The sequence below is a fragment of the Companilactobacillus sp. y65-5 genome (assembly GCF_057541095.1).
In genome coordinates, this window is record NZ_BAAJOA010000014.1 from 1 (window position 1) to 15,577 (window position 15,577).

Here is a 15,577-nt window from a genome sequence, read left to right on the forward strand (position 1 = left end):
CGCCGTTGCTGTGTCGCAACAACAGGTAATATATTACCAATTAGAATTGATGTATGCAAGTGTTTTTGTAAAAAAAAACAAATTAATTTGAAATATCAAATTGGTATTGGTGATTACCTATTAATATTACTACCTTTTACCCCGAATTGTCTAGACAAAAAAATGCCAAAGACTCAAAGTCTTCAGCATTATATTTATAATCTATTTGTCATCGCTCAGCTCTGGAGCGTCGGTAGTATACAGATCTACCATAGATTTATTATCGTTTTGAGCTAATAAGCTAGTACCATTCTTAGTTCTAGCGGCCTTTAAGGTCTTCAAAGCGGTGCTCTTCTTGTAAGAATAGTCCTTCTTATTGACCGTAGTGAATCCAGGCACCTTGTGGAATCTCAAGAGATCCCCGTTGATAACACGATCAGATAAGGATAGTTCTGTCGTGACTTTATTTGATAGTTTAGCTTTTTCGGCCGCAGATATACTCTTGTCTACTTTACCAGTTTTAGTATTGTAGTAAGTACTCCCGACCTTGGTTACAGTTGGCGTGACAAAGTCCGCGTTTCTGAATGCCACAGTCTGAGGGTGTTCTTTAGACAGTAAATCACTACCGAATTGAATCATGTTCTTATCGCTCACACCTAGTAAGTTCAAGAGCGTTGGTAGTACATCGATCTCACCACCATAAGTATGATTGATTCCACCCTTTAGACCGTCCATGTGTATCATGAATGGCACACGTTGGTATTGTGCATTGTCAAAATCATCAAAGTCCTTAGTACCAGTCAACTTCGCCATGGCCTTCTTATGGTTATCAGAAATACCATAATGGTCACCATAGAATACGACCATACTATTCTTGTCCAAGCCTGTTTCTTTGAGCCAATTCATAAATTCACCAACAGACTCATCCAAATATCTAGCCGTCTGGACATACCCATCGACGGTACTATCGCCTGTGTCAGTCTTAGATATACTTTGGTTCTGCTTATCCAAAGTATACGGATAGTGGTTTGTAACGGTAATCAATTTTGCGTAGAAAGGTTGAGGCAATTGTTCGATATACTTCGCCGAATCCCTGAGGAATATCTTATCCTTCATACCATAACCGATTTCGTAAGACTTCTTGATCTTGTAATACTCTGAACTAAAGAAGTAGTCGTATCCCCATGACTTGTAGGCATTATCACGATTCCAAAAACTTGGAACATCCCCGTGGAATGAAGCTGTCGTATAACCTTGTTGATCCAAAATAGCTGGTGCAGCTTGGAACGTATTGCTTGTACCATCAGTAACCATTGCTGATCCTTCCGGCAACCCAAAGAGTGAGTTTTCAAGCATTAACTCGGCATCCGCAGTCTTACCCTGTCCAACTTGATTGAAGAAATTATCAAAACTAAGAGTATTGTCTTCATGATAAAGTTTATTCAAATTAGGTGTGACTTCTTCACCATCCCACTTAAAGTCGATCATAAATTGTTGCAGACTCTCCAAGTGAATAATGAAGACATTCTTACCCTTGGCGACACCTGTATATTCGACATTTGGTGTCGCGTAGTTGTTCTTCATGTAATTTTCGATAGATTCGAGGTCAGAACTCTTAGCCTTAGCCTTAACAGCATTGGTTTGAGAGGTCTTGACTATATCATAAATATTAAAAACATTTAGTCCTAGATACTTGACGATATAGTTGTTATCAAATGTTCTAGTCAACAACTGTGACCGATCACTTTCAGCTAGTGTTAGGTTAGCGCCAAATAGAAGAACTGCCAGTGAACTGACCAAGACGGGTATGCGCCAGTTCAATCGCTTAATATCCACTTTGATCACATGAAATGCTAGTAATAATATTAGTATCAATACATCTAAGAACACCAAGAAATCAGTCGGTTTGACGATTCCTAGAATACTTTTTCCTAAGTTATTAGAGACTGATCCTGAGCCTTTGATCAAGATCATCGTCAGGAAATCTGAAAATTCACGGTAGTACAAAATGTTGGAGAAGAGCCAGACGGTATCCAAGAAATCGATTATTAATAGGAATACGTATGACTTTCTACCTTTCATGTACAGGGCAATACCAAATAGCAATAACATTATTGGTATTGGATTAATTATCATCAGGAAAACTTGAATTGATCCTTTAACCCCTAGGTTAAATTTGGTTTGATAGGCATAAACGGTTTTTATGGTATATAAAACCACCGCAAAGATAACAAAACCTAGCCTAGTATTTAAAAAATTTGAAGTACCTTTAACAATACGCTTCATTATTTACGCTCCATAGATTTACTAACAACTTTTACGATGTCTCGCTTTATTTTAGGCTTCTTTGAAACCGCAATAATCCCCAAAAACATCCCCAAATAATATGTAATAAATCTCCATAAAAACATACCAAGGATCAATCCTGAAGGTGAAGGAATGAACCCAGCAAACAGTGTTTTAAAACTAAATTCCGCACCACCTGAACCACCGGGGATAGGAAAAATGGATGTGATCATTACAATCATTATGTGCATCACTAAAACATCAACAATATTTACATGATCACAATTCAATGCAAGTAATACAAAATAAACCACAAAATAATACAAGAACAGTTGAACAATAGTTAGTAATGACGCTTTGAAAACTTTTTTCTTTTCATGTTTTAATACTAAACTCTCATTATAAAAGCTATCAATACCTTTAACAGTTGACTGTAAGATTTTATCACGTTTTTCTTCTTTTAGAAAAAATAAAACTGGTTTTAATACTACTTGAACCATTTTTTTAGTGAAATCATAATAATACATGATCATCAATAAGAATGAAATCGTAACCAAGTGGATTACCATTCCAAAGAGGATCAAAGTGGCAAGACCTGAAAAATGCTGTGCCACACTCTTAAAGCTCACTGCCATTGCAATGATAAAGTTGACTAATACCATGGCTTGATAAATAACGAACTTCATCAATAAGACCGAACTAGCTCGACCGGGATCGATCTTGGATTGCATCAAACCTACTAATTGTGCAGGTTGTCCACCAGATGAAAATGGAGTGATGGCGTTGAATAACGCTTGAATCAATGGGATACGATACATTTCCCACCAGCCAAACTTCCGGTCCTCTTCTTTTTTTAACAACGTATGTAATACTAACGCTTCCACTCCATAAGATAAGAGGATCGACAACACTGCTACGACTAACCAACTATAATTCAAGTTTTGGAAAGTCATAACTAATGACTTGAAATCAATCTTTCTGGCTTCCCACCAAAAGATACTCATTCCAAGTAATAGCATTACAAATAATGCAAATATGTTTTTTCTACTCATTATTTATCCCGTTTAGCAATTTTATATTGTTCAGTGTAGAAATCATACCAAATCTTACTCAAATTTTCTTCCGAGTATTGACTAGTAGCGTCTCTAGACTTCTTCTTGAATCCTTCCAATAACTCTCTATTATTAGCTGCTTTATTAATGAAATCATTCATCTCTGAATAATTTTTAGCTGGCTGATAATAACCATAAATTATAGCACGATATAAGTCCAAATCTCTCAGAAGAACAGGTGCTCCGCAAGCGAAGGCTTCCAAAACTGACATTGGGAATAACTCATCGTACGATGGCAACAAGAACAAGTCGCAGGCATTATAGTAATTGACTAATTCGTTACGGTCAACTATCCCTGTGAATTTCATATTCTTAGGCGCATTCTCGATCATATCCTTGTAACGGTCATAACCATCAGTGATTTTTCCAAACGAAAAGCCTCCTGCCCAAATGAATTGGATATCAGGATTACCCTTGGCTAATTTATAGAAATCATCAATTCCCTTACGTTCTTGCACTTGACCATCACCGAAAACGATAAACTTGTCATCAGGTATTCCGATTCTTTTACGGAATGCTTGGTTCTCTTCGGCTGACTTCTCGTAGAAGTTCTCAGTTGAAACAAAGTTAGGAATATACTTGATCTTCTTGCGATCAAGACCATGTGCGACTAACTTATCAATAAATGTAGGGTTAACGACAACGATTTGATCCATTCGCTTATAAAAGTTAATTACATATTTATAAAAAATCGACTTTGCTGGCTCAGGCAATTTGATACTACCCTCCAAAGTCTCTGGTAAAAAGTGCACGTAACCAATCTTGCGTCCACGTTTTTTGGAGAATGTTGAAAGATAGAATTGTGGATCGATCGTATGATAATGGCTCAAGTCGCTGCGACCATAATCGTTTATTTTGATTTCGAATTCATTACTTAGACGTTCTTTTAGCAGATTTATTAATTCTTTATAGGCACTGCCGACGCCTTGTCCCGCAACTTTATCCGCTGATGAAAACATAGTGATCTTAATCATTCGAATACTCCTCCGGATCTATTGATGAATCTGAAAGTTTCTCTCTGATAAAATACTCTTCTGAACGATGATAGAAGTTCAAAATCGAATTACCAAAACTATCAGAAGATATATTATAGAGGATCTTCTGTCGTGCATCGTGATCATCAAAGGAATTAGGATGATCAAGGTAGGCAATGATCCTCGGCACTAATTGGCTATCCTGAGAGAATGTTACACCAACTGATGGATCTGTCAAAAGTTGGTCTGTATAGGGTGCGCTTCTAACAACAATCTTCAAACCAGATGCAATTGCTTCAATATATGTTAATCCTTGTGATTCAGTATCGCTGGAAGACACAAAAATATTCGCCATATGATAATATGGTGAGATTTTGTCATGCTCTACTTCACCAGTGAAGATAACATTATCGCTGATACCTAGGTCTTCAGACATCTGAACTAATTCGTCCATATCTGGTCCATCACCTACGATAACTAATTTGATATCAGAATTATATCTCAATAATTCCGGCATTGACCTGAGCATGTGGTCGATCTTTTTTTCCAAAGCAATTCGACTTAGCATCAGAATCACTGGCGTATCCTCGTCAATCCCCAAACCTTCACGAACGACTGAGGCATTCACTGGCTTAGTGTATTCGGACAAATCTACACCCGTAGGAATAATTGAAATCGGTGCTGGCACTTCATAACGATCTAAGGTTGCTTTAACTTGTTTACTTGGAGCCACTACGCCCGAAGCATTTTTCAAGAACATTCGCGACATTTGTTTAACATGATATGGCTTCAACAAGTGTCCATTTAAAACATAATGTAAATAATCCTCATACATTGTGTGATAAGTATGAACGAAAGGTATCTTTAGTTGTTTTGCAACAAACTTACCCATTAATCCCATCGAAAATTCAGTTTGTGTGTGAACAATATCAAGCTTCAATTCCTTGGCTAGTTCCACCGCATGAAACATTCCTCGAATGGCGATCCTTCTATCTGTAAACGAGATAAATGGTACACTGCCTACACGAAAAATATTAGGTTCGATAGTCTTTTTAGATACATTAGGATCAGTCGTCGTAAAAATATAAACTGAGTTCCCTTTTCGTTCCAAATCGTTCTTCAATGTCTGGATCGATGTAGCTACTCCACTAACTTGAGGGAAGTATGTATCGGTAAAAATTCCGATATTCATAAAAACATCTCCTCACAATCTTTATAATGATGATTATAACAAAAAAAAGGAGGAATCACTTCCCCCCTTATATTCTTAATTAATTAATTTACTGAAATTACGATTTTTCAATAAGAAATAGAAAATTATAGCACCGATCGCAACAACGACTACTTCGCCTAATGCGACTGATCCAGCATTGATCCAGAATGGAATCTTTAACACTAGATGCAATTCGGCTCCTACAATAATACCATTCACAACCGCACAGATGACTGGGACCGTCCAGATCCACTTGATATCTGAAGGAATCAAGGTTATCAAGTAACAAGCTAACGCCGTAGCAAGTGTACCGAATAACAAATCGTAGGCTCCTAAAGATGCACTGAAAATATTGGCGATGAAACATCCAATGATCAACGACCAGCTATACTTGTGATTGAAAAATGGCAATAACATCAGGATCTCTGAAACTCTAAATTGAACTGGGCCGTATGAAAAAGCCGACAGTCCCGGTGCGATTGTTACCGCCACATATAAAGCCGCAATAATCGCTAATTGAGTTAGATCCCTAGTTTTTAATTTACTCATACAAAAAAATCCCCCACTGTTTTTATTTTCGACAGGTTACCAGAAAAACTGTCTCTACTAGGTTATCTTATTTCGCAATAGACATCAAACAAAAAAGAAGCCAAAGCTTCTTTTTTTTAATTAATTTGTGGCCACACGATATTTAGCTAATTCGGCGTCGATTTGACCCAAAACCTTGTGTAAATCATCTGGATTCTCCACAAAGTCGAACTTATCGCCATCGATCTTCATCTTAGGGCTGTAATCATAATTGTCGTACCAGCCATCGTAGCGACCCAACAAATTGTGGTAATACTCCACTAATGATGGATCTTGTTCTGGTTGTTCATAATCACGACCACGTTTTTCGATACGATTGATCATCGTATCATATGAAATATCAATATGTACTAGCAAGTCTGGAGCTTTTTTAGCAGCAGCGTATGGTAGTTCTTGCATCATATTGTCCAATAATTCATCGTAAACTTTGACTTCTTGAGGTGTGGCTCTTCCCATGTCAGCGTTCATATGGAAAAATAATGAATCCTCATAGATTGAGCGGTCCAAAACATTATTGTCATCAACCATTGCCTGTTTGATAGATTCAAAGCGCTTGTTTAAAAAGTAAATTTGTAATAGAAAAGCATATTTTTTAGGGTCAGCATAAAAAAGAGGTAAGACAGGATTGTCATCCACTTGTTCATAAAATGCCTCTGTGCCTAAATGTTTTGATAAGATAGTTGCCAATGAACTTTTTCCGGCTCCAATAGTGCCGCTCAATACGATCATCATTATTCTCCTCCAACTAATTCATTAAATAATCTGTAAAAAATCAACATTCACTATAATACCACTTCATGACTAGATATTGTATATAAAAATAAATCTCACCCATATATGGTAGTGTTTACACAACTTCGACCATTGATACACTAGGATTTTTATTCAAAAAAAAACCTAATCTCAAGTAAATATCATCATCAATGTTAAACTGGTTATGCAAAATGAGAGGAGTTAATAATGGCAATTAGACATAAAAACTATATTCCAGATAATATAGAGGTTCGTGGTGCAAATGCGAATAATTTAAAAGATTTGGACATCGATATTCCGCTCAATTCATTCGTAGCCATCACTGGTGTATCAGGCTCTGGTAAATCTTCCTTGGCTATGGACACTATTTATTCTGAAGGTGCTAGAAAATATCTCAACGCATTATCAACTTACACTCGACGAAGAATTACACAGATGGGGCGCTCTAATGTTAAAGAAATCAGAAATCTACCTTCAACTATTGCTCTGAGACAACGTCCGACTGTTCCCGGAGTTAGGTCTACCGTCGGCACGATGACTGAAAGCTTGAATATTCTCCGGCTGATGTTCTCTCGGCTAGCATCCGTGAAATGTCCCAACGGACATCGCTTGGATCCGACATTAAAAATATCCGAAGTGATGGACTTACCAACTTCGGATGAGAGTATGGGCTTATTGACCTGTCCTGTTTGTCAGGTCAAATTTTATACTTTTGGCGCTGAGGACTTCGCCTTTAATTCCACTGGTGCTTGTCCGACTTGCCAAGGTACTGGCTTCCTAAAGACAATTGAATTGGACAAAATAATTCCTGATAAAACACTGAGCATCTCTGAAGGTGCCATCCGTTCGTGGCGTCTCCCTGGTCGTTCGTTGCAAATCGAAGTCGTTCAACAACTAGGTGTCAGAGTAGATGTGCCTTTTGAAAATTTAACTGATCAAGAGAAGGATATCGTCATTAATGGTGAAGGCGTCAAGCGCGAAGTTATTGTCCCTACTTCAACTGGCAAATCATTCAAACTCAATGCGCTGTATGAAAATGCTATTGATGCAGTCAAGCACAGCCTAAAGAGTACCAAAAATGAAAATACTCTGAAACGATTAGGTAGATTCTACTCCGTCAAAGAGTGCCCTACTTGTTTAGGCAGTCGCTTCGATCCTAAACTATTTAATAATGAACTAGTAGGTAAGAACATCGCGCAAGTCTGTCAACTGAGTATCGATCAGTTGCAGGACTTTTGTACTGAAATCCTTAGCTGGATACCAGATGACATGCAGCGATTAGGTAATAATTTAACGGATGAATTATTGGAATTACTTCAACCGATCGATGATCTAGGCTTAAACTATTTGACTTTGACACGTTCTGGAAACACCTTGTCTACTGGAGAATTACAGCGAATCCAACTTGCCAGAACAATTCGTAATCAGATGACTGGTGTCTTATACGTTCTGGATGAACCGAGTGTCGGCTTGCATCCTGCAAACGTGAGCGGATTGATCAAGATTCTACATCAATTAGTCAAATTGGGTAATTCCTTGATCGTGGTTGATCATGACACCAGTATCATTGCGGCCGCTGATTACATCATTGAAATCGGACCTTCATCAGGTGCCAGTGGTGGACAGGTCATCGCACGGGGAACTCCGACCGAAATCAAAACTGACCCTAAATCTGTAATCGCACCATATCTCAATGGAGATGCTAATATTATTCAACATCAACCGATAACACCGTTTAGTAAAGGCACTATCAGCGTTGATATCGGTGACAGATTTAATATTCACGATTTAAGTGCAAAATTCAGCAAGGAATCACTGAATGTAGTTTCAGGCATGTCTGGTTCTGGAAAAACTACGCTAGTCTTTGACAGTTTTATTGAGGCATTGAACAATCAACTCAATGGAGAACCGCGACCTAGTTACGTAAAATCACTGGACAGTAGTGGTATAAAAAATGTTTTAACAGTTGATTCTACACCGATCGGAAAAAATGTTCGCTCAACTGTGGCGACTTATACCAAAATTCTAGATAAAGTTCGCAAGCTCTTCGCTTCAACTGAAGCGGCGCAAGCAAAACATTATACGGCTAGTTATTTCTCATACAACAATAATGAAGGAGCCTGCCCTAATTGTGGTGGAACTGGAGTTATCACGCTAGATATTCAATATCTTCCTGATATGGTAGAAACTTGCCCAGTTTGTCACGGCAATCGTTATAATAAAGATATTTTAGCAGTCACTTGGCACGACAAAAATGTCGCTGAAATTTTGAACATGTCGGTCACCGAGGCAAAGACATTTTTCAACACGGAAACAAATATTGCAGGAACTTTAAATACATTAGATGAGATCGGTCTCGACTATTTGAAATTAGGAGAAAGCACACCTACCCTCTCTGGTGGAGAAGCTCAAAGATTAAAATTAGTCACTTATATGAAACGTAGCCAAAAGAATCAACTTTTCGTCTTTGATGAACCCAGTGTCGGGCTACATCCAAAAGATGTTTCCGTCTTAATAAATGTTTTGAATAAGTTGATCGACAACCATGCGACTGTCATCGTGATCGAACATGACTTAGATATTATTGCCAATGCTGACTACATTAATGATCTGGGCCCCGAAGGTGGTATCAATGGTGGTAAAATCATAGCCAGAGGAACTCCTAAAGAAATCTGTGCTTCAAAGAGTATCACCGGGGAATATCTCAAAGAACATCTAAAACTATTTAATATTTAAGGGAATCGATTATGAAAAAAATACCTATCATCGCTACTTTAGTCACGTTAATGCTAAGTCTAACTGCTGGACTAACTAGTCTGACTATCGACGCCGCACCAAAAGCCAAAAATCTGACTTCGATCGCAACTAGTGTCAATCATGCTTCATCCAAGTCTCCATTGGTCTTCTCCCATCGTGGAAGTCCCTATAACCAACCAGAACATTCTTTTGCTGGTTATGATACTGCCATTAAAGATGGCAGTCAGTACATCGAACAAGATGTTTGGCTGAGCAAAGACGGTAAGTTGTATGTTTCTCATGACAATAACTTAAAACGTACTACTGGGAAAAATATCAAAATATCCGATTCAACCTCAGCACAATTATCAAAGATCAAATTGGTCAATGGCGAAAAACTACATCAACTCGGTGATGTCTTCAAAAAATACCAAAAGAATATCCACTACATAATAGAAGCAAAGAAAAATGCTGGTGATAATACCGATACTGAAAAGGCTCTGGCAAAGGCACTGAATCAATACAAAATGAACGACAACGTGATTATGCAAGATTCAAGTATCCCCGGTATCGAAGAATTTCATAGTAAAACCGCACAAAAAAATATTCCCATCTTGTGGTTATTAGATTCTGTAACAGAAAGGCAATACACCGAAGAAATCGACAACGCTCCGAAATATATTAAATTCATCTCGATCGATCAGGAACAGTGGACTAAAAAGTTAATAAAAAAAGCCCATAGCAATGGTTTCAAAACCAACGCTTGGACTTTGGATACTTATAATGATAACTACAATGCATTGAAGGTTTACCAGTTCGACAGTGTCTTCACTAATAACACTAAAGAAACTAATAAACTGATAGATAAGTGGGACTAAGGCTAGCCATTAGGTTGGCCTTTTTTGATGCTCAAGATTGGATCAAATATCTTCAAGCCGATACAATCGGTTGGTCCCAAATCAGTAATCGCTAAATCTGGGATGGCTGTGATCGGTAAGAATGTCATGTAGAACATTGGATCGTCCACCTCACTACCGAGTTCACGAGCTGCCTTCAAGATACTCTTCTCTTGTTTGACTAACTCCTCTGGCGTAGCTTCTGAAACGATTCCGGCAATCGGTAACGGTAGAAAACTTAATACTTGTTGATTTTTAACAACGATCTGACCGCCACCACGACTGATAAGTTCGTTAGCTGCAAATGCCATATCTTCAGCATCTACACCCATAACGATCAAGTTATTGTCATCTGGAGCAGCAGTTGATGCCATTGCCCCACTTTGGAGATTCCAACCCGAAGTGAATCCTAATGATTTATTCCCATTGATACCGAATCTTTCGATGACGGATACTAGTGCTACATCCTTGGCGGGGTCGATTTGAATCTCATGATCTTTGATTTCCAATTCAACATCACGACGTTTCCGAACGAACGGTCCAACACTCTTAATTGTTTCAACTTCGGCTAACCCATCTTCAGCATCTACTTTGTAAACAAAATCAGCGGCTGTTAACTGGTCAGCCTTGACTGAATTCATGATTTTGCCCGAATACTTAATCTCTGGAGTAGCTGTCTCACCAACTAACTTACCCTTAGAAATAACTTCTGAAATTTCAAATTTATACAAGTCTTCAACGAATAAAATATCAGCTTCACGATTAGGAGCAATCATTCCAATTTGATCGTCGATTCGATAAGCCTCGGCTGAATTGATCGTGGCCATTTGAATAGCGGTCAGTGGTGCAACTCCGGCCTTGATAGCTAAGCGAACTACATGATCCAAGTGTCCTAATTCAGCAATGTCAGTTGCCGTGACATCATCTGTACAGAAGCTGACGTGACGAGCAATGTTGGCAGTGTTTTCTGTGATAGCTCGGATATTTTCCTTTAAGAAATGTGTAACTGATGATTCACGCACGACAACGTTCATACCTTTACGAGCTTTTTCTAGTAGTTCTTGATGATCATAGCTCTCATGATCGACGCGAACGCCACTCATCAAATATTGATTGAGCTTTTTGCCACGAGCCATTGGAGAGCATCCCCAAACTGGTTTATGTGCTTCCTTAGCGTACAACATTGTCTTCAGGGTATCTTCATCTAACTCTTGAATATCTTCTCTAACCGTCTCCCAAACACCATAAACGTTAGCCTGTTTGAGCAATTCATGTTGCATGTCAGAGTTGATGTTTTCCACAATAGTTGACTGTGGGATCGTGTAAGGTGTCTTGAATGGTGCACCCCAGAACAATTTCAAGTCTGTTTGATCGATCTCATTAAAGATTTCTTTTAAGCCATCCAGACCAATGACTGAAATATATTCATCTAATCCTGAAATGATACTTGTCGTACCATGAGGAACAACTGCTTTCGCAAAACTAGGCATGCTCAGTTTGCTACATTCCACGTGGATGTGACCATCGATCATTCCGGGTACTAAGTATTTGCCCTTGGCATCAATTATCTTAGTTGATTCTCCAACATAATCAGAAACATCTTCGTCAACTGCGACTATCTTGTTTTTGTATACAGCCACTTGTGCTGGATATATCTCAGCCGTTGAAACGTTGACTAACTGTCCATTTTTAATTACCAAATCAGCAGGAATATCGGCAGCTCCAGCTTTGATCAAATCTTTGAATTCATTTAAGTCTAACAAAACATTTCCTCCTATTTAGGTAAGATATTAATTGTGTAAAGTAAGATGATGAAGACGAAGAACAAGATGTACATGATTGGATTGATTTCTTTACTTCTACCTGCAGCAATCATTGTTAGTGGGTATGCTAAGAATCCGAAGGCGATACCATAAGAAATGTTATAAGTAAGTGGCATCCCGACGATAGTGAGGAAAGCTGGCATGGCAATTTCAAACTTGCCCCAATCGATTTCTTTCATAGATTGTGCCATCAAAATACCAACGATGATCAATACTGGTGCTGTAACGTTAGAAGTAACGACTGTTAATAGTGGTGAGAAGAACATTGCTAATCCGAATAAAACACCGACGACCATTGATGTCAATCCTGTACGACCACCGATCGCGATACCGGCACTTGATTCAACGTAGGCAGCGGTTGGTGTTGTACCCATAACAGCACCACCAAGCATTGAGATAGAGTCGGCCATCAGTGCGCCACCGATACGAGGCATTTTATTGTCTTTCATAAATCCGGCTTGAGCAGCCAGACCGATCAAAGTACCTGCTGTATCGAAGAACGCAACTAATAGGAAGATAAGTACCACTGACCATAATTGTGGTTGGCTGATGTCGCCTAAGTGAGCAATACCAACACCAAATGTTGGCTTCATACTAGGAATACTAGAAATAATATGACTTGGTAGCGGAATTAGCTTTGTAACTAAGCCTAAGATAGTTGTTAAAACCATTCCGATAAAGATTGAACCGGGAACTTTCTTAGCCATCAAGAAAGCTGTGACAACTAAACCAAAAATCGTTAACCAAGTAGTAGGAACTGTCAATGAACCCATTGCAACAAGAGTTGACTTACTACCGGTGATAAGGCCACCACCTTGGAAACCAACAAAAGCGATGAAAATACCAATACCAGCCGCCATGGCTAGCTTCAAGTCATGGGGAATCGAGTCAATAACGATTTCACGCAACTTAACTAATGAAAGAATAAGGAACAAAATACTGGAGACGAATACTCCCGCCATCGCCGTTTGCCAAGGAATACCCATGGCTAAAACAACTGAGTAAGTGAAGAAGGCATTGTCACCTAAACCGGGGGCAATTGCGATAGGATAATTTGCTAATAATGCCATTAAGACTGAACCTAAAATTGCTGATAAAGCTGTAGCTGTAAAAACAGCTCCTTTATTCATGCCCGCATCCCCTAATACTTGCGGGTTAACGAATAAAATATAAGCCATTGAAACGAATGTAGTTAATCCGGCTAATACTTCACGTCTGACCGTTGTTCCATTCTCTTGTAAATGAAACAATTTTTCAATAAAACTTCTTTGATCCAATGAGGTATTCATTTATTTAATCTCCTTCTAATTAAGTACAAACCCCGTACTCTTTTACTCCAAGAGTATCTCAAATTTAAATAATAATATCAAGTAAAATACGATTATTTTTTATAATTATTTTTTTATCGTTCGTATTTAGAGAATACTTTTATTACAGATTTGGTTGATTAATAATAATATTCTTGTTATTCTTAACATTGTAAAACAAATAAAGATTAAGGAGCTAATCAACTTGTTACCTAAAACAATCACACGAGAATTCATTGAAGGATTACCAAAAGCTGAACTTCATTTGCACTTGGAAGGAACTCTAGAACCTGAGTTGAAATTGAAATTAGCACAAAAAAATGGTATCGATATTGGTCAAACTACTATAGAAGATGTTCGTAAATCATACGATTACGATTCATTAGCTTCATTCTTAGCTGTCTACTATCCAGGTATGAATGTTTTACAGACAGAAGATGACTTCTATCAACTAGCATTAGAATATTTGAAACGTGCCAAACAAAACGGTGTCCGTCACGTAGAGATGTTCTTCGACCCTCAAGCACATTTAACACGTGGCATTGCCTTTGAGACATTTATCAAGGGTTATCACCGTGCCTGTGTCGACGCTAGCTCATTCAATGTTGATGCACACTTGATCATGTGTTTCTTACGTGACATGCCTGCTAAATCAGCCAATGAAGTTTTAGAAATGGCTAAACCATACCGTGACATGATCCTTGGTGTAGGACTAGATTCAGATGAACATCACAATCCTCCATTGAAGTTTGCTCGTCCATACAGCGACGCAGCAGCTCAAGGCTACCATACAACTATGCACGCCGACATCGATCAAATCGACTCGATCGAACATATCAAACAAGCACTTGAAATAATCGAGGTTGAACGACTAGATCACGGTACTAACATCATCGAAAATCAAGACTTAGTAGACTGGGTCAATCAAAAGAAATTAGGTTTAACAAGTTGTCCACTCTCAAATGGATTCGTTACTAATGATATGAAGGGAAAAGAGATCGTCGAATTGATGAAACAAGGCGTCAAAGTTTCGATAAACTCGGATGACCCAGCATACTTCGGCGGTTATATCGCTGATAACTACGAAGCGCTAGCTGATAAATATGACCTGACCGCAGAACAATTAGTAACCTTCGCCAAGAATTCCTTCGAAACTTCTTGGATAAGTGATTTCCAAAAAGAAACATACTTAAAAGAAATCGACGACTTTGTTGAAAACTTCTAACTAGGCAAAATAAATAGACTTCTGACTTTAATCGTCGGAAGTCTATTTATTTTGCTTTTATAAGGTCGTCAATTGAGAAAACACGGTAATTCATTGCTGTGATGAATCAACGTCTTGGGCGACCATTGTTGTATTCTTTTAATTGATCCTCAATATATTTTTCTACTACGTCTTTAGAAATATTTCCTAAAGTACTCATGAAGAAACTGCTCGACCATAAGTGACCACCCCATAGTTTCTTTTTTGTTTCTGGATATTTTTTAAACCATGTTCTTGCCGACGTACCCTTAAACGACTTAACTATTGAAGACGGTGTCTTATTGGGTGGAAAACTAATTAATAGGTGTATATGATCGGGCATTACTTCCATCTTTTGTATTTCAACATCATTTTTAAGTGATATATCACTCGATAATCTGGCATTTGTGAAAATTGGTTTTCTATATTTTGTAACCCAAATAAGATGGAAGTTAAAATCATAAACATTAGTTCGTTGTTTCTTTAGCATACATACTCCTAAATATTATAATGTTATAATATTATTTTAGTTCAACACAAAAGGAGGTGACTAACAGATGACTTTAAAAGGACAGAAGCTAAGGATATATCCTAATCAATATCAACAAGAACTTATCGAATATAACTTTGGGGCGAATAGATTTGTCTGGAATCAAATGTTAGATAT

General features: G+C 38.1%; 13 protein-coding genes. 4 read left to right on the plus strand and 9 right to left on the minus strand.

Annotation, left to right across the window (positions count from 1 at the left end; genetic code table 11):
- Positions 1-201 precede the first annotated feature (201 nt).
- The 6 genes from AC27FM_RS12985 to AC27FM_RS13010 form a co-directional block, all read right to left on the minus strand.
- Positions 202-2,265, minus strand: a complete 2,064-nt coding sequence (locus tag AC27FM_RS12985) for an LTA synthase family protein (RefSeq protein WP_487088915.1) — start codon at positions 2,263-2,265, stop codon at positions 202-204.
- Positions 2,265-3,317: a lysylphosphatidylglycerol synthase transmembrane domain-containing protein gene (locus AC27FM_RS12990; protein ID WP_487088916.1), complete on the minus strand. Its 1,053-nt coding sequence runs from the start codon at positions 3,315-3,317 to the stop codon at positions 2,265-2,267. Before AC27FM_RS12990 ends, AC27FM_RS12985 begins: the two co-directional genes overlap by 1 nt.
- Positions 3,317-4,351, minus strand: a complete 1,035-nt coding sequence (locus AC27FM_RS12995; RefSeq protein ID WP_487088918.1) for a glycosyltransferase family 4 protein — start codon at positions 4,349-4,351, stop codon at positions 3,317-3,319. Before AC27FM_RS12995 ends, AC27FM_RS12990 begins: the two co-directional genes overlap by 1 nt.
- The gene (locus AC27FM_RS13000) at positions 4,344-5,543 is read right to left on the minus strand and encodes a glycosyltransferase family 4 protein (RefSeq protein ID WP_487088920.1); all 1,200 of its coding nucleotides are present in this window, start codon (positions 5,541-5,543) and stop codon (positions 4,344-4,346) included. Before AC27FM_RS13000 ends, AC27FM_RS12995 begins: the two co-directional genes overlap by 8 nt.
- Positions 5,544-5,618: 75 nt before the next feature.
- Complete coding sequence (locus AC27FM_RS13005) at positions 5,619-6,113, minus strand: QueT transporter family protein (protein ID WP_487088922.1); 495 nt, start codon at positions 6,111-6,113, stop codon at positions 5,619-5,621.
- 120 nt (positions 6,114-6,233) lie between these two features.
- On the minus strand, positions 6,234-6,881 hold the full coding sequence (locus AC27FM_RS13010; RefSeq protein ID WP_487088936.1) for a deoxynucleoside kinase: 648 nt from the start codon (positions 6,879-6,881) through the stop codon (positions 6,234-6,236).
- A gap of 231 nt (positions 6,882-7,112) precedes the next feature.
- On the opposite strand from AC27FM_RS13010, the gene AC27FM_RS13015 reads away from it, so the two are divergent.
- Positions 7,113-9,641, plus strand: a complete 2,529-nt coding sequence (locus tag AC27FM_RS13015; protein WP_487088924.1) for an excinuclease ABC subunit UvrA — start codon at positions 7,113-7,115, stop codon at positions 9,639-9,641.
- A gap of 11 nt (positions 9,642-9,652) precedes the next feature.
- Positions 9,653-10,519 (plus strand): glycerophosphodiester phosphodiesterase, encoded by an 867-nt coding sequence (locus tag AC27FM_RS13020; protein WP_487088926.1) that lies wholly within the window; start codon positions 9,653-9,655, stop codon positions 10,517-10,519.
- A 2-nt stretch (positions 10,520-10,521) separates the two neighbouring features.
- Here the strand turns inward: AC27FM_RS13020 and AC27FM_RS13025 are convergent, their stop codons facing one another.
- Positions 10,522-12,300 carry an adenine deaminase C-terminal domain-containing protein gene (locus AC27FM_RS13025; RefSeq protein WP_487088928.1) on the minus strand — a complete coding sequence of 593 codons (1,779 nt, stop codon included), beginning with the start codon at positions 12,298-12,300 and terminating at the stop codon, positions 10,522-10,524.
- An 11-nt stretch (positions 12,301-12,311) separates the two neighbouring features.
- On the minus strand, positions 12,312-13,649 hold the full coding sequence (locus AC27FM_RS13030; RefSeq protein WP_487088930.1) for an NCS2 family permease: 1,338 nt from the start codon (positions 13,647-13,649) through the stop codon (positions 12,312-12,314).
- 223 nt (positions 13,650-13,872) lie between these two features.
- On the opposite strand from AC27FM_RS13030, the gene add reads away from it, so the two are divergent.
- A complete protein-coding gene (gene add, locus AC27FM_RS13035; RefSeq protein ID WP_487088932.1) occupies positions 13,873-14,892 on the plus strand; it encodes an adenosine deaminase in 1,020 nt (339 codons plus the stop codon).
- Between the two features lie 106 nt (positions 14,893-14,998).
- Here add and tnpA read toward each other — a convergent pair whose 3' ends face one another.
- Positions 14,999-15,400: an IS200/IS605 family transposase gene (gene tnpA / locus AC27FM_RS13040; RefSeq protein WP_487088934.1), complete on the minus strand. Its 402-nt coding sequence runs from the start codon at positions 15,398-15,400 to the stop codon at positions 14,999-15,001.
- A gap of 67 nt (positions 15,401-15,467) precedes the next feature.
- Here tnpA and AC27FM_RS13045 point away from each other — a divergent pair.
- Positions 15,468-15,577, plus strand: a 110-nt coding sequence (locus AC27FM_RS13045; RefSeq protein WP_487088938.1) for a helix-turn-helix domain-containing protein, incomplete at its 3' end; no start/stop codon positions are given.

Coding starts and splice junctions, on each gene's coding strand:
- AC27FM_RS12985 (WP_487088915.1), bottom strand. CDS start 2,265: ATGAAGCGTATTGTTAAAGGTACTTCAAATTTTTTAAATACTAGGCTA.
- AC27FM_RS12990 (WP_487088916.1), bottom strand. CDS start 3,317: ATGAGTAGAAAAAACATATTTGCATTATTTGTAATGCTATTACTTGGA.
- AC27FM_RS12995 (WP_487088918.1), bottom strand. CDS start 4,351: ATGATTAAGATCACTATGTTTTCATCAGCGGATAAAGTTGCGGGACAA.
- AC27FM_RS13000 (WP_487088920.1), bottom strand. CDS start 5,543: ATGAATATCGGAATTTTTACCGATACATACTTCCCTCAAGTTAGTGGA.
- AC27FM_RS13005 (WP_487088922.1), bottom strand. CDS start 6,113: ATGAGTAAATTAAAAACTAGGGATCTAACTCAATTAGCGATTATTGCG.
- AC27FM_RS13010 (WP_487088936.1), bottom strand. CDS start 6,881: ATGATCGTATTGAGCGGCACTATTGGAGCCGGAAAAAGTTCATTGGCA.
- AC27FM_RS13015 (WP_487088924.1), top strand. CDS start 7,113: ATGGCAATTAGACATAAAAACTATATTCCAGATAATATAGAGGTTCGT.
- AC27FM_RS13020 (WP_487088926.1), top strand. CDS start 9,653: ATGAAAAAAATACCTATCATCGCTACTTTAGTCACGTTAATGCTAAGT.
- AC27FM_RS13030 (WP_487088930.1), bottom strand. CDS start 13,649: ATGAATACCTCATTGGATCAAAGAAGTTTTATTGAAAAATTGTTTCAT.
- tnpA (WP_487088934.1), bottom strand. CDS start 15,400: ATGCTAAAGAAACAACGAACTAATGTTTATGATTTTAACTTCCATCTT.